The sequence below is a fragment of the Bacillus sp. KS1 genome (assembly GCF_020075515.1).
GTDB lineage: Bacteria > Bacillota > Bacilli > Bacillales > Bacillaceae > Bacillus > Bacillus velezensis.
Genome location: NZ_JACAWW010000013.1, coordinates 73,628 through 93,982 on the forward strand (window position 1 = coordinate 73,628; position 20,355 = coordinate 93,982).

17 protein-coding genes are annotated in these 20,355 nt (G+C 48.6%); 4 read left to right on the top strand and 13 right to left on the bottom strand.

Annotated elements, in window-relative coordinates:
• Positions 1-6: 6 nt before the first annotated feature.
• On the bottom strand, positions 7-297 hold the full coding sequence (gatC, locus tag HWY38_RS06280; RefSeq protein ID WP_003155732.1) for an Asp-tRNA(Asn)/Glu-tRNA(Gln) amidotransferase subunit GatC: 291 nt from the start codon (positions 295-297) through the stop codon (positions 7-9).
• Between the two features lie 421 nt (positions 298-718).
• Between gatC and putP the strand changes: the two genes are divergently transcribed.
• Both putP and HWY38_RS06290 read left to right on the top strand, forming a co-directional pair.
• Positions 719-2,197, top strand: coding sequence for a sodium/proline symporter PutP (gene putP, locus HWY38_RS06285; protein WP_224181466.1), 1,479 nt, complete (start codon positions 719-721; stop codon positions 2,195-2,197).
• 120 nt (positions 2,198-2,317) lie between these two features.
• A complete protein-coding gene (locus HWY38_RS06290) occupies positions 2,318-3,010 on the top strand; it encodes an MgtC/SapB family protein (RefSeq protein WP_007609875.1) in 693 nt (230 codons plus the stop codon).
• A gap of 37 nt (positions 3,011-3,047) precedes the next feature.
• Here HWY38_RS06290 and HWY38_RS06295 read toward each other — a convergent pair whose 3' ends face one another.
• The 5 genes from HWY38_RS06295 to HWY38_RS06315 form a co-directional block, all read right to left on the bottom strand.
• Positions 3,048-4,043, bottom strand: a complete 996-nt coding sequence (locus HWY38_RS06295) for a phosphotransferase enzyme family protein (RefSeq protein WP_224181467.1) — start codon at positions 4,041-4,043, stop codon at positions 3,048-3,050.
• A gap of 237 nt (positions 4,044-4,280) precedes the next feature.
• Positions 4,281-5,477 carry a CamS family sex pheromone protein gene (locus HWY38_RS06300; protein WP_007609871.1) on the bottom strand — a complete coding sequence of 399 codons (1,197 nt, stop codon included), beginning with the start codon at positions 5,475-5,477 and terminating at the stop codon, positions 4,281-4,283.
• A gap of 15 nt (positions 5,478-5,492) precedes the next feature.
• Positions 5,493-7,499 carry an NAD-dependent DNA ligase LigA gene (gene ligA, locus HWY38_RS06305; RefSeq protein WP_224181500.1) on the bottom strand — a complete coding sequence of 669 codons (2,007 nt, stop codon included), beginning with the start codon at positions 7,497-7,499 and terminating at the stop codon, positions 5,493-5,495.
• Positions 7,500-7,523: 24 nt separating this feature from the next.
• Positions 7,524-9,743, bottom strand: a complete 2,220-nt coding sequence (gene pcrA, locus HWY38_RS06310; protein WP_105938001.1) for a DNA helicase PcrA — start codon at positions 9,741-9,743, stop codon at positions 7,524-7,526.
• Between the two features lie 57 nt (positions 9,744-9,800).
• Positions 9,801-10,490: a heptaprenylglyceryl phosphate synthase gene (locus tag HWY38_RS06315; protein WP_003155740.1), complete on the bottom strand. Its 690-nt coding sequence runs from the start codon at positions 10,488-10,490 to the stop codon at positions 9,801-9,803.
• A gap of 195 nt (positions 10,491-10,685) precedes the next feature.
• Here HWY38_RS06315 and HWY38_RS06320 point away from each other — a divergent pair, with 195 nt between their 5' ends.
• On the top strand, positions 10,686-12,260 hold the full coding sequence (locus tag HWY38_RS06320) for an FMN-binding glutamate synthase family protein (RefSeq protein ID WP_045206930.1): 1,575 nt from the start codon (positions 10,686-10,688) through the stop codon (positions 12,258-12,260).
• A 34-nt stretch (positions 12,261-12,294) separates the two neighbouring features.
• Here the strand turns inward: HWY38_RS06320 and HWY38_RS06325 are convergent, their stop codons facing one another.
• The 3 genes from HWY38_RS06325 to HWY38_RS06335 are packed head-to-tail and all read right to left on the bottom strand — an operon-like array spanning position 12,295 to position 15,371.
• Positions 12,295-12,606 (bottom strand): YerC/YecD family TrpR-related protein, encoded by a 312-nt coding sequence (locus HWY38_RS06325; protein WP_029326169.1) that lies wholly within the window; start codon positions 12,604-12,606, stop codon positions 12,295-12,297.
• A 2-nt stretch (positions 12,607-12,608) separates the two neighbouring features.
• A complete protein-coding gene (locus HWY38_RS06330; RefSeq protein WP_088461593.1) occupies positions 12,609-13,604 on the bottom strand; it encodes a DUF3048 domain-containing protein in 996 nt (331 codons plus the stop codon).
• Between the two features lie 24 nt (positions 13,605-13,628).
• Positions 13,629-15,371 (bottom strand): adenine deaminase, encoded by a 1,743-nt coding sequence (locus tag HWY38_RS06335; RefSeq protein ID WP_224181468.1) that lies wholly within the window; start codon positions 15,369-15,371, stop codon positions 13,629-13,631.
• A 121-nt stretch (positions 15,372-15,492) separates the two neighbouring features.
• On the opposite strand from HWY38_RS06335, the gene HWY38_RS06340 reads away from it, so the two are divergent.
• Positions 15,493-15,723, top strand: a complete 231-nt coding sequence (locus tag HWY38_RS06340; protein WP_017419030.1) for a DUF2892 domain-containing protein — start codon at positions 15,493-15,495, stop codon at positions 15,721-15,723.
• Positions 15,724-15,892: 169 nt separating this feature from the next.
• Here the strand turns inward: HWY38_RS06340 and purD are convergent, their stop codons facing one another.
• The 4 genes from purD to purM are packed head-to-tail and all read right to left on the bottom strand — an operon-like array spanning position 15,893 to position 20,336.
• Complete coding sequence (gene purD / locus HWY38_RS06345) at positions 15,893-17,161, bottom strand: phosphoribosylamine--glycine ligase (RefSeq protein ID WP_032871756.1); 1,269 nt, start codon at positions 17,159-17,161, stop codon at positions 15,893-15,895.
• Positions 17,162-17,176: 15 nt separating this feature from the next.
• A complete protein-coding gene (purH, locus tag HWY38_RS06350; protein ID WP_224181469.1) occupies positions 17,177-18,715 on the bottom strand; it encodes a bifunctional phosphoribosylaminoimidazolecarboxamide formyltransferase/IMP cyclohydrolase in 1,539 nt (512 codons plus the stop codon).
• Positions 18,712-19,299: a phosphoribosylglycinamide formyltransferase gene (gene purN / locus HWY38_RS06355; RefSeq protein WP_007609858.1), complete on the bottom strand. Its 588-nt coding sequence runs from the start codon at positions 19,297-19,299 to the stop codon at positions 18,712-18,714. Before purN ends, purH begins: the two co-directional genes overlap by 4 nt.
• The gene (gene purM, locus HWY38_RS06360; RefSeq protein WP_224181470.1) at positions 19,296-20,336 is read right to left on the bottom strand and encodes a phosphoribosylformylglycinamidine cyclo-ligase; all 1,041 of its coding nucleotides are present in this window, start codon (positions 20,334-20,336) and stop codon (positions 19,296-19,298) included. Before purM ends, purN begins: the two co-directional genes overlap by 4 nt.
• Between the last annotated feature and the right edge of the window lie 19 nt (positions 20,337-20,355).

Genomic DNA, 20,355 nt, shown 5'->3' on the forward strand with positions numbered 1-20,355 from the left:
CCTCCTTTAATCCAGAATAGATGGCACACGGACATAGCCGTCTTTATGATCGGGAGCATTTTTCATGACATCCTCGACCGGAAGGCCTTTACCCGCTTCATCTTCTCTCATTACGTTTTTCATTTTCAGCACGTGTGTTGTCGGTTCCACGTTATCCGTGTCCACTTCATTAAGCTCCTCGGCAAACGAGATGATGCTGTCAAGCTGTTCTGTGAACATTTCAGCTTCTTCATCCGTAATGGCGAGTCTCGCCAAATGAGCGACATGCTTTACTTCTTCTATAGAAATTCGTGACATAAGATCCACCTCCGCATAATTCTCCGTTTCGTCATATAATACTGATCATATCAAAAACGAGCCCTCTAAAGCAACAAAACGCCGCCTTCTGAGGCATGATGAAACCCTCTCTATTTTATCCTAAATCGGGGAGAAAGAGAAACGAATTATATGTCAGAAAATTTTTACTTTTATAATCTATTGGTAGCGTTTTCATCTCTAAGCTGTTCTATGTTGGCGGGGATTTTTTCCTTGAGCGGGCCAGGTTTCGAGAGTTGATTGATCGGGGATACTTTGTTAGGTTTAGTAACCATAGCCAGCACTAAATCATGCGATCCGCATGGAATGATGACTAAAGGCTGGATCGCCGGCGCATATCCCGGCACTACTAATCTACAGAGGTGATGCAACATTTACATGAAAGAAGAGAGGGACCAAAAACGTGAGTATTGAACTAATTATATCTCTTGGCATTTACTTTGCTGCCATGCTGTTAATCGGCTGGTACGCATTCAGGAAGACAACGAATATTAATGATTACATGCTGGGCGGAAGAGGACTCGGCCCGTTCGTAACGGCGCTGTCCGCAGGTGCGGCCGATATGAGCGCATGGATGCTGATGGGAGTTCCCGGCGCAATGTTCGCAACGGGGTTATCGACCTTATGGCTGGCGCTCGGTTTGACGATCGGCGCGTATTCAAATTATCTGCTGCTTGCTCCGAGGCTGCGCGCTTACACGGAAGTTGCGGATGATGCGATTACGATTCCCGATTTTTTCGATAAACGGTTCCGCCACTCGTCATCATTGCTGAAAATTGTTTCCGCCGTGATTATTATGATCTTTTTCACACTGTACACATCGTCCGGGATGGTATCCGGAGGCAGGTTATTTGAATCGGCATTCGGCGCCGACTACAAATTCGGTTTGTTTTTAACGGCCGGTGTTGTTGTGCTTTACACGCTGTTTGGCGGTTTCCTCGCTGTCAGTCTGACTGACTTTGTGCAGGGAGCGATCATGTTTGCGGCATTAGTGCTTGTGCCGATCGTTGCTTTTACCCAGCTCGGGAGCGTTTCAACGACGATTGATTCGATCAACGCCGTTAACCCGAAACTATTGGATATCTTTAAAGGCGCGAGCGTCATTAGCATTATTTCTTACTTGGCATGGGGACTCGGCTATTACGGGCAGCCTCATATCATCGTACGATTTATGGCGATTAAAGAAGTGAAGGATTTAAAACCCGCCCGCAGAATCGGGATGAGCTGGATGGCCATTTCAGTTGTCGGCTCATTGCTTACCGGGATTGTCGGGGTTGCGTATACTCATCACTTCGGGGTCTCCGTAAAAGACCCGGAAACGATTTTCATTATTTTTTCTAAAATCTTGTTCCATCCGCTGATTACGGGCTTCTTGCTGTCCGCGATTTTAGCGGCGATCATGAGTTCCATTTCCTCACAGCTTCTCGTAACAGCAAGCGCCATTACGGAAGATTTATACCGCGCCTTTTTCAGACGGGAAGCGAGCGATAAAGAATTGGTCATGACCGGACGCCTGTCGGTATTGATCGTAGCCGTTATCGCCATCCTGCTTTCCATGAATCCGAACAGCACCATTCTTGATCTGGTCGGATATGCGTGGGCAGGCTTCGGTTCGGCTATCGGACCGGCGCTCTTGCTCAGTCTGTACTGGAAACGGATGAATGAATGGGGAGCGCTTGCGGCGATGATTACCGGGGCCGCGGCCGTTTTAATCTGGATCACAACAGGGCTTGCCGCTTCAACCGGCGTATACGAAATCATTCCGGGGTTCTTCCTCAGTCTGATTGCCGGTATTGCCGTCAGCCTGCTGACCAAAAAACCGGCCGATGCTTCTTATCAGCTGTTCAGCCGGATGGAAGCTCTTTTGAAAAACAAGAAATAGACAAAAAGCCGTCAGATTTTATCCCTGACGGCTTTTTTCTTCCGCACTTGTCCTGCTATAAATACTGTGAGAAAATCATATCAATTTATTATAAGAAAAATAGCGGAGGTGCTGTGCAAATTGAGCTGGCCTATCGAACCAGACATTTTATTAAAGCTGGGCATTGCCACGCTGATCGGCATGATCATCGGTCTTGAACGCGAGCTGAAAAACAAACCGCTCGGACTGAAAACCTGTATCGTCATCGCCGTCAGCTCCTGTATGCTGACGATCGTCAGCATTAATGCGGCATATCATTTCCCAAAATATTACCGTATCATGATGGATCCGCTCCGCCTTCCCGCCCAGATCATTTCCGGCGTCGGTTTTATCGGCGCGGGCGTGATCCTGCGTAAAAGCAATGACGTCATATCCGGCCTGACGACATCGGCAATCATCTGGGGCGCAGCCGGGCTCGGTCTGGCTACAGGCGCCGGCTTTTATAAAGAGGCGTTCGCAAGCCTCTTGTTTATCCTGATCAGTGTCGAATTTCTTCCGTGGCTGATCAGAAAAATCGGTCCCAACCGCTTGAAGGAGAAGGATATCCGCGTGAGAATGTCTCTTTCCGATAAAGACAAAATGACCGAGATTCTAAAAGAAATGAAAAGCAAACGGCTCCGCATTCACTCCGTCCGGATTGATGATCTGCGCGAAAAAGAATTTCCGATTATGGAAGTGAAAGTCAGTGTTCACAAAAACCGCTACACCACTGACGTCTATTATGATATTAAAGAAATTCAAGGTGTCGTCGGAGTGAAGTGTGATACGTTATAAAAAAACGCCGGGCTGGATTCAGCCGGCGTTTTTCTATTTATACGAATGCAGAAAAGTTATACTCAGTAATCGGCGTTTCATTTTCGATATCGCGCCTGAAGGCTTTCAGCATCTCACGTTCCTCGTCCCCGAGTGAATTGAGGTCAAACGCCTGATGCAATAATCCGTAGATCAGCATATGGCGCAGCCGGAGAAAATCCGGGATGTGTTCAAGCCAGGCGGGGTCAAGGTCATTTTCTTCCCTGTAGCCTTTCATAAAGTGTGTCATGAATTCACCCGTAAACGCGGCCTTGTCTTCATACGGGATGACCGGATACCACAATATGTTGTACAGCAGAATACTGATATCATTCACAAACCAATTGTAGCCGATATCATCAAAATCAAATGCAGTAATTTTTCCGTTGTCCCAATTGAAATTGCCGTGGTGCAGATCGGCGTGCACAAGGCCGTAGTTTTCAGGATTCTTCGGCAAACGGCGCAGTTTTTCCATTAGAGCATCCGCCCGCTCAAATACGAGATGCTGATCTGCGGGCACGTATTTTCTCAGCTTCAGCTGCTCCTCTTCATCCCATTCCTGCCTTTTATATGCCGGGTCGCTCAGACGGTAGCTTTTTGTCAGCCGGTGCATGTTCCCCGTGTACTTTCCAAGCTCATAAAACAGAGTTCCGTTCCAGTCTGATTCCTCCACTTTGCGTCCGGGCGCTTTTTCATAGACTCTTACTAAAAACGCTCCGCCTTTTCCATCCGGCACTTCTTCGACATCTCTGCCATTTAATGAAGGAATCGGCTTTGCTGCTGAAAGCCCTCCCTTTGCCAGATGATGAAGCCATTCCATTTCTCCGAGAATATATTCCGGTGTTCTTCTGATCGTATGCGTAATTTTTAAGATATACGGTTCGTTATCTTTCACAATTTCGTATACGTAGTTCTCTGCGTCCGCAATAAATTGAAACTTGGTAAAGCCGTATATTTCACCGGCCTCAGCCAGTACCTTATCTTCCTCAAAAATCGCTTTAATATCTTTATGCATGCTGATTCACCCTTTTCATAACGTTTGTAGGCGGTGTGTGTACTCAGCAAATGTCATTCATCAACATTCCTGCCCTTCTTTTTTCACAGCAGATTCGTAACATCAGCTTAGAAATAAAATGCGTTTTCCTGTTAATTCCTAATTATACAAATATCTTAACATACCTCATCCCTCTCTCCAACGATATTCACAATAAAAAAACCCTTGCTCATACAGAAATGAACAAGGGCATCTTGGTTAATCGTAAATATGGACGGTCGGTTCTTTGTCACCCGCATTACGGACGATCAGCGCTTCCTGGCCGTCAGACGAGGTAATGTTAATTTCGACATCAACTGAGCCTTTTGAATAATAATCCATCAGCTCACCTGTTAAGTATTGGGTAAAGGCGATGACTTCGCTTTTCCCGTAAAATTGCATCGGGATTTCAATCTTCATTTTTCTCATTTCATCGTTTTCGTACATTGCCGTTCCGACGACTCCGGTGTAATTCGGGAAGTAGCTGTCGATGGCGTTTTTGAAGCGTTTAAATACTTCGGAATCATCAGGGTATTTCTTTGCCGTGTCTGTATCCGCCGGATAGAAGACGTACTTTTCTTTGACATCATCCCAGTTTGAAATGGTGGATGAGCCGGCCTTGACTTCTGTTTTCGCAATGTAATTCCCCGGTACAATTGATGTTTTCGGCGCTTGTTTATAAAGGGCGACGGTAATCGGCACATTTTTCAGGTTATCCATTTTCCGAAGGCGGTTAACGACTTCCTGGGCGATTTCTTCACCGTGGCTGCGGATCGTTTTGTCACTGAGCTCCACTTCCTGCTGCGGATCACCTGTGTTTTCGCGGTAATAGTATACAGAGTTGAGAGCGAGACCGATCATGACACCGCCAAGCTGGATGGAATTTTTATCTTTTCTTACTAAGTAATCCTGTTCAAGCATGGACGCTAAGTAAATCGGGCTGTTTTCATTTTTCTCTTTTGCCGATCCCGAGCTTGGCAGCACAGGGTTTAAGCCGAGATTCTGAAAATTGGCATCTGCCTTTTTCGCCTTTTTCAGATCACTGCCCTCTTTTTTGCGGTCAAGCCAGCTGAGTACCGTGTCCTCATCTAAATACTGGCCTTCCTGATACAAATAGTCATCCGTCGGGAACGTGTCTTGAGCGAGCCGCATCAGACCCGTCTCGAATTCATCGATGTCCAGCCTCGTGTTCAGCCGGTCCGCGGTCAGGCCGCGCGCTTTTCCGGCCTTAAACGGAAGCACCATTTTATAGTAGGAATCAGAGATATTATATTTCGGTATGATCGCTTTTTCAGAAGACTTTGCCGTTTTCTGCGTGATCTCTTCCTCTTTGTTCCCCCCGAAACTCGGCGAACAAGCCGACAGCATGAGTACTGCCGCCGTTGCCGTCGCCGCCAATGCCAACATCTTTTTCAATAGAAAACACTCCTCTTATTTCTTTAGCTCTCCCAATAGCTGTGCTTCATTCCATACTTCAATGTTTAATTCCTGCGCTTTTGTCAGCTTGCTTCCGGCCGCTTCTCCGGCAATCAGCAAGTCTGTTTTTTTGCTGACAGATCCCGTCAGCTTTCCGCCGAGCGCTTCAATCTGCGCCTTGGCTTCATTTCTGGACAGCTCTTCAAGCTTTCCGGTTAACACGATGGTTTTGCCGGCAAAATAAGAGTCGCTGTCCTCCGCTTTTACTTTTTTCGGGCCTTTGTAGAGTGTGTTCACACCGAGTTCCTCAAGTTCATTCAAAAGCTCAAGCATTTCTTCTTTGCGGAAATAGGTGACAATGGCATCGGCCATCTTTTCGCCGATTTCATCTACCGCAAGCAGCTCTTCTTCCGTGGCTTGTTTCAGATTTTCCAGGCTTTCAAAATGCATGGCGAGTGTTTTGGCCGCTTTTGAGCCGATAAAACGGATGCCGAGACCGAACAGCAGGCGTTCCAGCGAATTCTCTTTTGACTTTTGGATGGAGCTGATCAGATTGTCAGTTGATTTTTCCCCCATCCGCTCAAGCCGGATGACCTGCTCTTTCGTCAGCTTATACAAATCAGCGACATTACGGACGAGATGTTCACGGAAAAGCTGTGTGATGACACGTTCTCCGAGTCCGTCAATATTCATCGCGTTGCGTGAGACAAAGTGAATCAGGCCTTCTCTGATCTGCGCCGGACATTCCGGATTGATGCAGCGCAGCGCGACCTCTCCTTCGATGCGCACTAGTTCGCTTTCGCACTCAGGGCAGCTGGTCGGCATATTGAATTCTTTTTCTTCCCCGGTCCGCTGTTCGATTAAGACATTGACGACCTCAGGGATGATGTCGCCCGCTTTTTTGACGACCACTTTATCGAGAATGCGGATATCCTTCTCTTTAATTAAATCTTCGTTATGAAGGGATGCTCTTGAGACCGTCGTTCCCGCGACTTTTACCGGTTCCAGAACGGCGGTCGGCGTAATGACGCCCGTTCTTCCGACATTCAGTTCGATATCGAGAAGTTTTGTCACGACCTCTTCCGCCGGGAATTTATAAGCAATCGCCCAGCGCGGGCTCTTTGCCGTATACCCGAGCTCTTCCTGCTGGTCGAGCGAATCGACTTTGATGACGATTCCGTCAATTTCATACGGGAGATCGGCCCGCTTCGCCTGCAGCTCTTCGATCATTTCAATGACTTCATCTATCGTGGCGCATTTTTTCCGTTCCTGGTTTGTTTTAAAACCGAGCTCATCCAGAAAATCCAGGCCCTGACTCTGTGTTTCCACACCCATCTCGTCAAGCTCCGCTATACTGTAGACGAAGATGTCAAGATTTCGTTTCGCTGCAATTTTCGGATCAAGCTGTCTGAGTGAGCCCGCAGCCGCGTTCCGGGGATTGGCGAACGGCTCCTCTTCATGTTTCAGCCTTTCTTCATTGAGGGCTTCAAATGACTGTTTCGGCATGTACGCCTCTCCGCGCACTTCTATGGAAAGATTCCGTTTCATTTTCAGCGGAATGTTGCGGATCGTTTTTAAGTTTTCCGTGATATCTTCGCCCGTCGTTCCGTCTCCTCTTGTCGCGCCTCTGACGAAATAGCCGTCTTCATAACGGAGAGAAACAGCAAGACCGTCTATTTTCAGCTCCACATTATAAGCGACGCCGTCACCGACAGCCTGACGGACGCGGCGGTCAAAATCGCGGAGATCATCATCGTTAAATGCGTTGCCGAGACTGAGCATCGGCGTGCCGTGCTGCACCTTTTGAAACGATTCAAGCACCGCTCCCCCGACCCGCTGTGTGGGCGAATCAGGCGTTCTGAGCTCCGGGTGCTCTTCCTCTATGGCAATCAGCTCCTGCATCAGTCTGTCGTACTCGGAATCCGGCACGCTCGGTTCATCTAAGGTGTAATATTCATAACTGTACTGATCGATGGTGCGGCGCAATTCTTCTGCCCGGTGTTTCGCTGTTTCTTTGTCCATCATGTTCTTCCTTTCCTCTTCAGGTTACTGCTTTTCAATCGGCGCAAAAGCGGCAAGCAGACGCTTCACGCCGACAGGGCTTGGGAATGCGATATCAAGCTCGGTGCTTTCGCCTTCTCCTTTTACGCTGACAACCGTTCCGGTGCCCCATTTTTTATGGCCCGCTTTATCGCCGACCGCCCAGCTGAGCGAGTCGCCGCCTGTTTTGTTCGCATAGGAAACGGGACGGGATACGGGGCCGCGTTTCGGCTGCACTTTTCTTCCCGGCTGCATGCGAGGTGTTTTCTTCTCATTTAGGTTCTCCAATAAATCGCCAGGTATTTCCCTGATAAAGCGGGATTCCGGATTCATATTGGTGCGGCCGAATAAGGTGCGCATTTTGGCATTCGTTAAATACAGTTCTTCTTCCGCCCTCGTAATGCCTACATATGCGAGCCTGCGTTCTTCTTCCATCTCGGCTTCTTCCATCAGGGAGCGGCTGTGCGGGAACACGCCTTCTTCCATGCCCATTAAGAACACGACAGGAAATTCAAGCCCCTTAGCGGCGTGCAGTGTCATTAAAGTGACGGCATCCTTTCCGCCTGATTCTTCTTCCTTCTGGTCGAGCTGGTCAATATCCGCAATCAGCGCCAAATCAGTCAGAAACGCGACGAGAGACTTGTCTTCGCTTTTTTGTTCGAAGTTTTTCGTCACGGAAAGAAACTCGTCGATATTTTCAAGGCGGCTTTGGGCTTCGATTGATTTTTCGGCCTTCAGCATTTCTCTGTATTCCGTTTTCTCGAGAATTTCTTCCGTGAGTTCCGTAATGGACAGGTAATCCTGCATGTTCGTCAGATTTTCAATCATCGTGCCAAAGCCGTCAAGCGCGTTTGCCGCTTTCGCGCTGACGCCGATGAAATCAACCTGTTTGATCGCCTGGAACATTGACATTCCGTTCATCGCCGCATATGAAGCGATTTTTTCTAGTGAAGTTGCGCCGACGCCCCGCTTCGGCACATTGACGATCCGCGTAAAACTGATGTCGTCGTCCGGGTTTGACACAAGGCGCAGGTATGCGAGAATGTCTTTAATTTCTTTCCTGTCGTAGAACTTGGTTCCGCCGACGATATTGTAGTTCAGTCCGGATTTTAAAAGGGTTTCCTCAATGACGCGCGACTGGGCGTTTGTCCGGTATAAAATCGCGATATCGGAAAGCTTCCGCCGGCCCGAGCTGTGCAGCTCATAAATTTTGCCCGCGACGAATTGGCCTTCGCCGAATTCATTGTCGCCGCTGTAATAAGAAAGCTTGATGCCTTCGTCATTTTCCGTCCACAGGTTTTTCGGCTTGCGGTTTGAGTTGTTTTTGATCACTTCGTTAGCCGCCTGCAGAATCCGCTTTGTTGAGCGGTAGTTTTGCTCGAGCAGAATCACGTTTGCGCTCGGGTAATCTTTTTCAAAGGAAAGGATATTCGCGATATCCGCCCCGCGCCATCTGTAAATGGACTGGTCGGAGTCACCGACGACGCAGATATTTTCAAGACGGGCCGCAAGCTGCTTCACAAGCAGGTATTGCGCCCTGTTCGTATCCTGATACTCGTCTACGTGAATGTACTGGAATTTGCGCTGATAAAACTCAAGCACTTCCGGCACACGCTCGAAAAGCTTAATCGTCGTCATGATTAAATCATCAAAATCGAGCGATTGGTTTTTCAGCAGTTTTTTCTGATAATCGGTATACACGTCACTCGTGACCTGATCGTAGTAGCCGCCGGCCGTTTTTGCGAATTCCTCAGGTTCGATCAGCTCGTTTTTTGCGCTGCTGATGGAGCCTAAAATACTTCTCGGATCAAACTTTTTCGGGTCGATATTCCGCTCTTTCAGAATCCCTTTAATAACGGAAAGCTGATCAGCCGTATCAAGAATGGAGAAATTTCGGTTGATGCCGATTCTGTCAATATCCCTGCGCAGAATCCGCACGCACATGCTGTGGAAGGTGGAAATCCAGATTTCATCCGCGCCGGGTCCGAGAATGCTCTCCACCCGCTCCTTCATTTCTCTGGCGGCTTTATTTGTAAATGTAATCGCCAGAATGTTCCATGGCGCCACGTGTTTTTCTGCCATTAAGTATGCGATTCTGTGCGTCAGCACACGTGTTTTTCCGCTTCCCGCGCCCGCCATCAGAAGCAGCGGACCGTCCGTCGTCTTGACTGCTTCCTGCTGAACGGGATTTAATCCGCTTAATAATTGATTGCTAATGTAATTCATATCCGTTCACCGCCTATCAAACATATGTTCTATCATAAATCAATTTCGTCCGCTTGGCTACTTTGTCTTTACAGCCGCCACCGTTTTAAGCGCCTGATCAAAATCTTCATATACGGCATTTCCGACAACGATGACATCGGCATGACGGCCGAACCGTTCCGCCGTTTCCGCGTCTTTAATGCCGCCTCCGTAAAACAGGACGGACTTGTCCAGCACAGCCTTCGTTTTCTCCACCGTTTCTATGTCCGCCAGCATCCCGCTGTATTCCAGATAAAAAATCGGGAGATGAAGCAAATGTTCCGCGACCCGCGCATAGGCGAGAATATCTTCTGTTTCTATATGTGTATCCGCCTCCGTCAAAGCGGCCGCCTTACAATCAGGGTTGACGATGCAGTAGCCCTCCGTCACGATTTCCTCCATTGACATGAGCTCTCCGTATTCTTTCATCGCCTGATGATGCATGCCGACAATCCAGTCCGCCTTTTTGCTGTTGAGCACACTCGGAATGAAATAAAGATCAAACCCGGGCACAATGGAATCAATCGTCGACACCTCAAGTACGCACGGCACTAAAAACCGCCGCACCTTTGACATCAGTCTGAGCACATTGTCCTCGGTGATATTGTCGCTTCCTCCGATCACAATGGCGTCAGTCCCTGATTCACAAAGCCGTTCCAGCTGTTCATCCGGTAAATCTTTATTCGGATCGAGTTTAAAAACATGCTTCCACTCGTTAACATCGTACATGCGTTTTCGTTCCTCCATTCGTTTCTTGCCATTTAAACATTATAACAAATTCGTTTGGCCCGGAAAAACGGAAAAAGACGTCATTCACCTGATTCACAAAAAAAGATTGCGCTCCGCCGGACGGGAAACGGCTATGTTTGAAAACAGACAATATGTGGAATGTCAAAGAGAAAAAAGACAAGGAGTCTGATCTGAATGGAACAAGCCATTATCGTACTGATTTGTATATTGATTTTTATTATTTTAGTTCCCGCCGTATTGTTTCTCTGGATATACATAAGAGACGAAAAGCAGGAAGAACATTCAGTGCTGCGCAATTATCCCGTAGCGGGAAAACTGCGCTATATATTTGAAAAAATCGGACCTGAGCTGCGGCAGTATTTATTCAGCAATGATAACGAAGAACAGCCGTTTTCCCGGAGAGAATATGAACAGACGGTCATGTCGGGAAAGTATAAAAGCAGAATGATGGGCTTCGGCTCAGAACGGGATTTCGATCAGCCGGGCTATTATATCCGTAACGCCCTTTTCCCGAAACAAAGGGAGGAGCTGCGCACAGATCAGACGCCGAAGATCGACACGATGGTATACAAGATTGACAAAGACAACCTGCTGAAACGCAGCGAACACCGTGAAAAAGCAAAAGCGGACCCTTATTACCTGCATCCGGACGATGTGCAAGTGATCGGCCGCGATACATGCAAGAAGCCGTTTTATGTGAAAGGGTTAATCGGACAATCAGCGATGAGCTACGGCTCACTTGGCGACCGGGCAATCACCGCCCTGTCAAAAGGGCTGCACCAGGCCGGCGGCACATGGATGAATACAGGCGAAGGCGGCCTGTCTGAGTATCACCTGAAAGGCGGCGCGGATATTATCTGCCAAATCGGCCCCGGGCTGTTCGGCGTCCGCACTGAAGATGGAGAATTTTCATGGGAAGAATTTAAGAAAAAAAGCCGCCTCGAACAGATTAAAGCCTTTGAATTAAAGCTTGCGCAAGGGGCGAAAGCAAGAGGCGGGCATATTGACGGTTCAAAGGTGACCGAAGAAATTGCCGCCATCAGAAATGTGCAGCCCGGACAATCCATTGACAGCCCAAACCGCTTCAACGAGTTCTCAAATGTTCCGGACATGCTTGATTTCATTGAGAAATTAAGGACTGTCGGCGAAAAACCGGTCGGCATCAAAATTGTCCCGGGCAGCCGCAAAGACCTTGAAGACCTTATTTCCTGTATGAGTTCATCTGGCAAACTTCCCGACTTTATTACGATTGACGGCAGTGAAGGGGGAACGGGAGCTTCTTTCCATGAGCTGGCGGATTCCGTCGGCCTGCCGATTCTGACCGGCCTCCCCCTTGTTGACGGCCTTTTGAAGACATACGGGATAAGAGATAAGCTGAAAATTTTCGCATCCGGAAAGCTGCTCACTCCGGATAAGATTGCTGTTGCCCTCGCGTTAGGGGCGGATTTTGTCAATATTGCCCGGGGAATGATGTTTTCAGTCGGCTGTATCCGCGCTCAAGTATGCCACACCAATCATTGTCCTGTCGGAGTGGCGACAACAGACCCAAAACTTCAGCGCGCGCTCAGTATCGAGGATAAACAGCACCGCGTCTGCAACTACGTGCTCTCGTTGCGTGAAGGGCTGTTTCACCTCGCCGCGGCGGCGGGCATCAGCTCGCCGATTCATTTCTCAGCTGAACACATCGTATACCGGGAGGAAGACGGAAGCCTGAGGGAACTTCCCGGCCTTTTGAATCAGCACGCATAAAAAAACCGCCTGCCGTCATCGGCAGAGCGGTTTTTTACGTAGCTGAGGAGGATTCTCCTTCGTTTACGCGGTCAAGCGCCATTTCATAGGCGTCGTTACCGTAATTTAAGCATCTCTTCACCCGGGAAATCGTCGCTGTGGAAGCACCCGTTTCGCTTTCAATTTTGTGATACGTATTTCCTTCGCGGAGCATTCTTGCCACTTCCAAACGCTGCGCCAGCGATTGGATTTCATTAATCGTACAAAGATCATCAAAGAAACGATAGCATTCCTCCAGATCTTTCAGCGATAAAATAGATAAAAATAACTGGTCCAGTTCTTTTCCGCGTAATTTATCGATTTGCATCGTCAAACACCTTCTCCTTTACTAATGGAAGCTGCATCGAGATCAGGCACGATATTAATCCATGTCTTTCCTGGCACAAACGGAAGAATCTCACCGCCTTTTACGGGCAGAATACGGCCGTCTTTATATTCCCAGTCTGACTCCATAACATCGCCGTGCTGAAGCAGGAGGCCCTTCCCCCCTGACTGAATATCGATGGCCCGCCTTCCATCTTTGTCTGTCATGCGATGGCCGGCTTCAACAATAAAAATGTTGTGCATGGCTAAAGGCTTTCCGGTCTCCCGGTCTGTCGCTTTCACACCATCAGAGCTTCTTGTATAAGTATCAGCTTTTTTATCATAATCGTATTCGACAAGATTTGTAACGTTTTGTGTTCCATAATCTATCCGAATATTGTAGGTTTCGTTTCCGGGTTTTGCATCTGATGTCTGAAATGGGAGCGGTTCTGTTTTTCCGTTCAGCTTGTATCCTTTTTGTTCCGCCGCCTTCCTGATATTGTCATACGACGTGTAGGAATTGTGGGGCGGCTTGCTGAAATCGGCTCTCCAAAACAGGCTTCCGTCAAAATCCAAACCGTTTATATAATCGTAAGCTCCGGACTCCAGCTGCTTTTTTGCGCCGGGACTCCAGCCATGATGGACAAATATGCTGTTAAACCCGCTGCTGAGCGTGACAAAATATTCCCTCGCGCTCCGCACAGGCCCGACCGTTTCCGGCATCTCACTTTGAAAAATCGCGAGAAACCGCGTAATCCGGCCCTCCGCGAGCGCTTCGATGACAACATCCGCCTTTGACAGCCCGGATTGGGGCCTCGCCTTCGGATGATTGTTCACTGCGACTGCAATCGGACGGCGTTCTGCAAGCTTCTGCTCAGTTTTCAGCCCCGTTAAAGGAGCTTCCGCTTCTTTCGGCTGCACCTGATCGGCATTGTTCTGCCGGCAGGCGGCAAGCAGCAAAAACGCAAAACAAAGCATACAAACGGTTTTCCATCTTTTCATATGTCGGCTCCCTGCTTTTATATTTTAACGCATTATCGATGGAAAGAGTACAGTTTTTTTCATCACGTCGAATATTCCTCTCGGCGTAATGCGGATATAAGGCAGGTGTGTGCTCTGCAAAAAGAGCAGCGTATAGATCGGATCGCAGAATCGGTAGCCCCGCTCCTCCAGCAGCGTCCTCAGTTTTTGTTCTTTCTCAAGCACTTCTTCATACTTCTCCGCAGATGCAGAACCGTTTAAAGCGAGGGGAATCTCATGCAGAATCTTCCCGTTTTCGGCAAGCACGATTCCGCCGCCGATTTCTTTCATCCGAGAGAAAGCGAGCAGGATATCTTCTTTATTTTTTCCGGCAGTGATAATATCTCCGGTTGTCGTGTAGGAACTGACAAAGCCCTGCACCCGATCGGCAAAACCTTTCAGCATTGTATTAACCCGCCATTTTCCATGCTTATCGAGAAGCGTGAGATAGCATTCATCATGATCAAAAGAAAGCTGGTCAACAGAATTATCAATCGCAATCATATACGGCTCCATAATGACCGCGTTGCGCATGGTCACACCCATCGGCATTGAAAACTGTAAATCATCCATCGTCATATCATATGAAAGCTCAAGAGGGACAAGACCGCCCTTTTTCCAATCCGTTTCTGTAAACGCATTCATATTTCGGCCGTCTTCCCTCAGCAGGATGCCTTTGGAGATTACCGTGACCGGGTCCGGATTCATCGGGTCATCGAGAATGTTCAATGAAGCAAGCCGGCCCGGACCGATCACACCGAGAAAGTCGTCCATCTGATAGTACTTCGCGATATTAAAGGAGGCCATATTGTAGGCATCGATCGCCGGAACCCCTTCCTCCAAAGCGATTTTGATCAATTCATTCGTCATGCCGCCTTTATAAAAATGCGGCGTCGCTCCATCCGTCGTATAGAAGAAATGATCATAATGCCGGAAGCCTTTTTGATGGAGATCCTGCAAAATCGTTCTCAAATCAGGGCGGATGGATGAATGTCTGAGCGAAACATAGTAGCCCAATTCAAGCCGTCTCATCACCTCGCCGCCATTCATCGCCTCGTGGTCGGAATCCGCTCCGAACAGTTTCATCTTCGTCAGTGTTTTTTCAGAGGCTCCGGGAAAATGCCCTTCTATCCGCTTGCGCAGTTTCTTTGTCGCCTGCATGCAATGAAGCATCAAGTCATCGCCGTCCATGAGGCGCGGCCATCCGGTCAATTCTCCGCCTTGAATGACATCCGGGTGCTCCATCCATTGCTTGCGGACATCAAAAGAAAGAAGCTGATCCTCATTCAGCACTTCAGTCTGCAGATCATATCTGGACCACCAGAAATATTGCACCGGCTGTTTTTTCAGTTCCTCCAATATAGTAAGCGCTTTCTTTTTACCGCTGTGCAAAAGAAAAAACAAGTTATCATTAACAAACGTCGTTGTTCCGAATTGAGACACATATTCGGCGAGCGTTTGGGGATTATATATTTGAAAAGGATGTGTATGCGGTTCAATGTAACCTGGCACAATGTATTTTCTTTCACAATTTATGGTATGAATGTGCTCTGCTGCATCAGGAAGCTCATGACCAACATATACAATTCGGTCTCCATAAATCCAGACATTCTTTTTCAGCCATTGTTTTAAAAAAGGATTTAATACGAGAGCATCCCGTAAAAGTAGCGTTGGAAGCAGCTTTGAGTCTACAACATCCGCCTGTGATCTGATGTCTTTATTTTTCCAGTTAAAGGTACGTTCGGACATTCACATACTCTCCTTCGCTTATATTAGACCCATCGTATCACATCCGCACAATTATCGCACGGCTAAAACGTTACAAATTATTGAAGATGAATGAAAAACTTTTTCTAAGGGAGCTGAAATGATGAAACCGAATATCAGTTTATTAAATGCCGTTATGCGCATCACTTGCGGCCTCACCATTTTGTCTGCTGCGTCAGCGAAATACACGAGAAAACCTTGGTGCAAGATGCATCTCTTCTGTATGATGATGGGCGCGATGAAAGCGGCGTCCGGCATCCTCCGCTTCTGTCCGGTGACATATATGTTCCAAACCGGAATGAATCAGGATGACAGCCATCAGCAAGAAAAATAACAAGCCGTTTCGGCTTGTTATTTATTTTCTCCTGTCCCGCGAGTCTGAGAAGAATCCGTCTATACGCCGGAAGACTTCATCGATGACTGCGTGTCACACGGCAAACCGACAGTCTTAGTCGTCTTTTCAGAAGAAAACCCGCATCTTATATGACACGGGGTTTTCCTCTTTATCGCTGCGATGCTTTCAGCGCACGGGCGCCGATGTCGCTTCTGTAAAACAGTCCGGGTTTTGTCAGCCCTGAAACGGCGCTGTACACTTTATCTCTCGCCGCTTCAAATGTCTCAGCAAATGCCGTGACATTGGCGACCCGGCCGCCGTTTGTAACAAATTGTCCGCCGTCTTTTTTCGTTCCGGCATGAAAAACGGCGATCCCGTCTTCAGCGGACGTCAAACTGCCGATCGGCGTGCCTTTTGCATAGCCTTCCGGATAGCCTTCAGAAGCCAGCACAACGCTGACAGCGGCCGTATCCTTCCACCTTAGGTCAACATCCTTCTCATGCAGCAGATCCAAAAGCACCTGGATGAGGTCAGATTCCATTCTCGGCACGACAACCTGTGTTTCCGGATCTCCGAAGCGCGCGTTGAATTCAATGACTTTTGATCCGTTTTCCGTCAGAATCAGCCCCGCGTACAGCACGCCCGTGAAGGAACGTCCCTCTTTTACCATTGCTTTTGCCGCCGGCTTCACAATCGTTTCGACTGCGCTTCTGACGATATCATCGGAAATGTGCGGCACCGGTGAGTAGGCGCCCATTCCGCCCGTATTCGGCCCTTTGTCTCCATCGAAGGCGCGTTTATGATCTTGAGCGATTACCATCGGATAGACGGTCTCCCCTTTTACAAACGCCATTAAAGAAAATTCTTCGCCGGCGAGGAACTCTTCAATGACAACGGATGCGCTCGCCTCGCCGAATTTCTCATCCTCAAGAAAATCGTGCAGGCATTCAATCGCCTCTTCTTCCGTCATCGCGACCGTGACACCTTTTCCGGCGGCAAGTCCGTCCGCTTTAATGACAATCGGCGCACCTTTTTGCTGCACATATGCTTTCGCCTCTTCAAATGAAGTAAACGTCTCATACTCCGCCGTCGGAATGCCGTATTTTTTCATTAAATCCTTGGCAAACTGTTTGCTCCCTTCAATGATTGCCGCTTTTTCAGACGGTCCGAAAACAAGCAGTCCGGCTTTTTCAAACTCGTCGGCTATCCCTTCAATCAGAGGAACTTCGGGGCCGATAATCGTCAGCCCGACATGATGTTCTTTCGCAAACGCAATGAGTGCGGCATGATCGCTTTCTTCAATGTTGACCAGCGTCGCGCAGTCTGCCATACCGTCATTTCCGGGCGCGGCGTACACCGTGTCAACAAGCGGGCTTTGCGCCGCTTTCCAAGCCAATGTATGCTCTCTGCCGCCTTTTCCGATAATCAATACATTCACGCTTCGTTCCCCCTCTTAATGTTTGAAATGTCTGATGCCGGTGAATACCATGGCGATCCCGTATTCATCCGCTTTTTTAATCGAATCTTCATCGCGGACCGATCCGCCTGGCTGGATAATCGCCGTGACACCGGCTTTTGCGGCTTCTTCGACTGTATCCGGCATCGGGAAAAACGCGTCTGATCCGAGCGCGCTGCCTTTTGCTTTTTCTCCGGCCTGCTCAATGGCGATTTTAGCTGAACCGACGCGATTCATCTGCCCCGCTCCCACACCGACCGTCATATGGTCTTTTGTAAGAACGATCGCGTTGGATTTCACATGTTTGACGACTTTCCAGGCCAGCTTCAAATCTTCCCATTCCTGCTCGCTCGGCTCTCTTTTTGTCGGGATGCTGATGTCGGCGTCATCAAATCCATGGACGTCTAAATCTTGAATCAAAAGACCGCCCTGTACGGATGTCAGCTGTTTTTCTTTCTTCCCTGAAGCGGACACGTCAAGCGTGAGCAGACGAAGGTTTTTCTTCGCCGTCAGTACGTTCAGCGCTTCTTCACTGAAAGAAGGGGCGATAATGATTTCTAAAAAGATGCCGTGAAGGGCTTCAGCCGTTGCCTGATCAACTTCACGGTTCAGCGCGATGATGCCGCCGAAAATGGAGGTTTTATCAGCTTCATACGCTTTATTGAATGCTTCCTCAATTGAAGCTCCCGTACCGACTCCGCACGGGTTCATATGTTTAACGGCAACAGCTGCGGGTTCTGTAAATTCCCGGACGATTTGAACAGCCGCATCTGCGTCCTTAATATTGTTGTAAGAAAGCTCTTTGCCGTGAAGCTGTTTTGCCGCCGCGATGGAACCGGAGACGGGAAGTGCGCTTTGGTAGAAAACCGCCTCTTGGTGAGGGTTTTCACCGTAGCGGAGCGATTGTTTTTTCTCAAATGTGACGGTGAATTGCTCAGGGTCTTTCTCACCGGCCTCGCGTGTTAAGTAATCAGCGATTAATGCGTCGTATGCCGCGGTATGGCGGAATACTTTGGCCGCAAGCTCGCGTTTTCTTTTAAGCGAAACGCCGCCGTGTTCTTTAATCTCATTGAGCACGGAGCTGTAATCGGCCGGATCTGTGATGACCGTCACATCCTGATGGTTTTTCGATGCGGCGCGCAGCATGCCGGGACCGCCGATATCAATGTTTTCTATCGCTTCATCGTATGTTACGTCTTCTTTTGAAATCGTTTCTTTAAACGGATAAAGGTTGACAACCACAAGGTCAATCGGTGCAATGCCGTGCTCATTGATCTGCGCCATATGCTCTTCATTGTCTCTTACGGCAAGCAGGCCGCCGTGAATATTAGGATGGAGGGTTTTTAACCGTCCGTCCATAATTTCAGGAAATCCGGTCACTTCTGAAATGCCGATGACATCCACACCGTTTTCCTGAAGAAGTTTTTTTGTTCCTCCGGTCGAAATGACTTCGACGCCGAGCTCTGTCAGTTCCTTTACGAAAGGGACGAGATTTGTTTTATCAGAAACACTGATTAGTGCGCGTTTGATTGTCATGCCTTTTCACCTCTGTTATTTAGTCCCAGCAGCTGTTTCACAACGCTCGGATACCATTTGTGCTCAAGCTCGTGTATTGTATGCTCTATGTCTTCAAGCGTATCGTTTTCCTGTATTTCGAATGCTTTTTGCGCGATAATCGGTCCGGTGTCCATGCCTTCGTCGACGTAATGAACGGTAATGCCCGCCACTTTCACACCGGCCCGATACGCCTGTCCGACAGCGTCAATCCCGGGGAATGCCGGAAGAAGCGAGGGATGTATATTAATAATGCGGCCCCCGTATGCTTCAAGCAGCGTATCTCCAATCAGTCTCATATAGCCGGCGAGAACGATTAATTCCGCCCCGTGCAGGCGCAGCTGTTCAATAACGGCCCGTTCAAAGGCCGCTTTGTTTTCAAAAGATGACGGTTGAAAGGCGAATGACGGAATGTGTAAAGCCTCCGCCCTTTCCACCGCCTTTGCCTGAGGCTTATCCGTCACGAGAAGCGAGAGCTCCGCATCCCACTTCTCTTCTCTCATGCGTTTGGCAATGGCCTCGAAGTTCGATCCGTTTCCTGAAGCAAATACCGCAAACTTTTTCATGAAAGAGCCGCACCGCCGAAAGAAATGCCTTCGCCCCGCTTGACCCGGCCGATCAGATAAGCCTTCTCGCCCTGAGCTTCAAGCGTGTCGATGACGTCTGTCAGGTTTTCTTCTTTAACGGCAAGGACAAAACCGATGCCCATATTAAAGACATTGAACATTTCTTCTTCTTTCAGCTTGCCGTGCTCCTGCAGAAACGGAAAAATCGGCGGGATCGGCCATGATCCGTGATCAATTTCCGCGCTCAATCCGTCCGGCAGCATCCGCGGGATGTTCTCGATGAATCCTCCGCCTGTCACATGCGCCATGCCGTCCACCTTACCGCTTTTCACCGCCTTAAGCACCGGCTTCACATATATTCTCGTCGGTTCCAGCAATTCTTCTCCGAGAGGACGCGCAAACGGTTCATAGACAGTATCCAAATCAAGTCCGCCGTCATCAAGAAGCACTTTTCTCACAAGGGAAAATCCGTTGCTGTGAAGGCCGCTTGAAGTAAGTCCGATTAAGAGATGCCCCTCTTCGATATGTTCACCGGTGACGATTTCGTCTTTTTCCGCGACGCCGACTGAAAAGCCCGCAATATCGTATTCATCAGCCGTATACAGCCCCGGCATTTCCGCCGTCTCACCGCCGATAAGCGCTGATGCTGACTGCTCGCATCCGTCCGCCACGCCCTGAACGATCTGCTCAATTTTTACCGGATCGGCCTTGCCGACTGCTAAATAATCAAGGAAAAACAGCGGCTCCGCTCCTTGGGCAAGCACATCATTTACACACATCGCGACCGCATCGACGCCGATCGTGTCATGCTTATCCATTGAAAATGCGAGTTTCAATTTGGTGCCGACACCGTCTGTTCCGGAAATTAAAACAGGCTTTTGATACGGAAGCTCTGACAGATCAAACATTCCGCCAAAACCGCCCAGGCTTCCCATAACGCCGAGCCTTTTCGTGCGCTCCACGTGTTTTTTCATTCGTTTGACGGCTTCGTATCCGGCTTCGATGTCAACTCCGGCATTTTTATAAGCATCAGACATCCCTATCACTCCTTGTCAA

Excerpts from the sequence above, each read along its gene's own strand:
- gatC (WP_003155732.1), bottom strand. The coding sequence starts at position 297 with ATGTCACGAATTTCTATAGAAGAAGTAAAGCATGTCGCTCATTTGGCG.
- HWY38_RS06295 (WP_224181467.1), bottom strand. The coding sequence starts at position 4,043 with ATGCATAAAGATATTAAAGCGATTTTTGAGGAAGATAAGGTACTGGCT.
- ligA (WP_224181500.1), bottom strand. The coding sequence starts at position 7,499 with ATGGACAAAGAAACAGCGAAACACCGGGCAGAAGAATTGCGCCGCACC.
- pcrA (WP_105938001.1), bottom strand. The coding sequence starts at position 9,743 with ATGAATTACATTAGCAATCAATTATTAAGCGGATTAAATCCCGTTCAG.
- HWY38_RS06315 (WP_003155740.1), bottom strand. The coding sequence starts at position 10,490 with ATGTACGATGTTAACGAGTGGAAGCATGTTTTTAAACTCGATCCGAAT.
- HWY38_RS06320 (WP_045206930.1), top strand. The coding sequence starts at position 10,686 with ATGGAACAAGCCATTATCGTACTGATTTGTATATTGATTTTTATTATT.
- HWY38_RS06325 (WP_029326169.1), bottom strand. The coding sequence starts at position 12,606 with ATGCAAATCGATAAATTACGCGGAAAAGAACTGGACCAGTTATTTTTA.
- HWY38_RS06330 (WP_088461593.1), bottom strand. The coding sequence starts at position 13,604 with ATGAAAAGATGGAAAACCGTTTGTATGCTTTGTTTTGCGTTTTTGCTG.
- HWY38_RS06335 (WP_224181468.1), bottom strand. The coding sequence starts at position 15,371 with ATGTCCGAACGTACCTTTAACTGGAAAAATAAAGACATCAGATCACAG.
- HWY38_RS06340 (WP_017419030.1), top strand. The coding sequence starts at position 15,493 with ATGAAACCGAATATCAGTTTATTAAATGCCGTTATGCGCATCACTTGC.
- purH (WP_224181469.1), bottom strand. The coding sequence starts at position 18,715 with ATGACAATCAAACGCGCACTAATCAGTGTTTCTGATAAAACAAATCTC.
- purN (WP_007609858.1), bottom strand. The coding sequence starts at position 19,299 with ATGAAAAAGTTTGCGGTATTTGCTTCAGGAAACGGATCGAACTTCGAG.
- purM (WP_224181470.1), bottom strand. The coding sequence starts at position 20,336 with ATGTCTGATGCTTATAAAAATGCCGGAGTTGACATCGAAGCCGGATAC.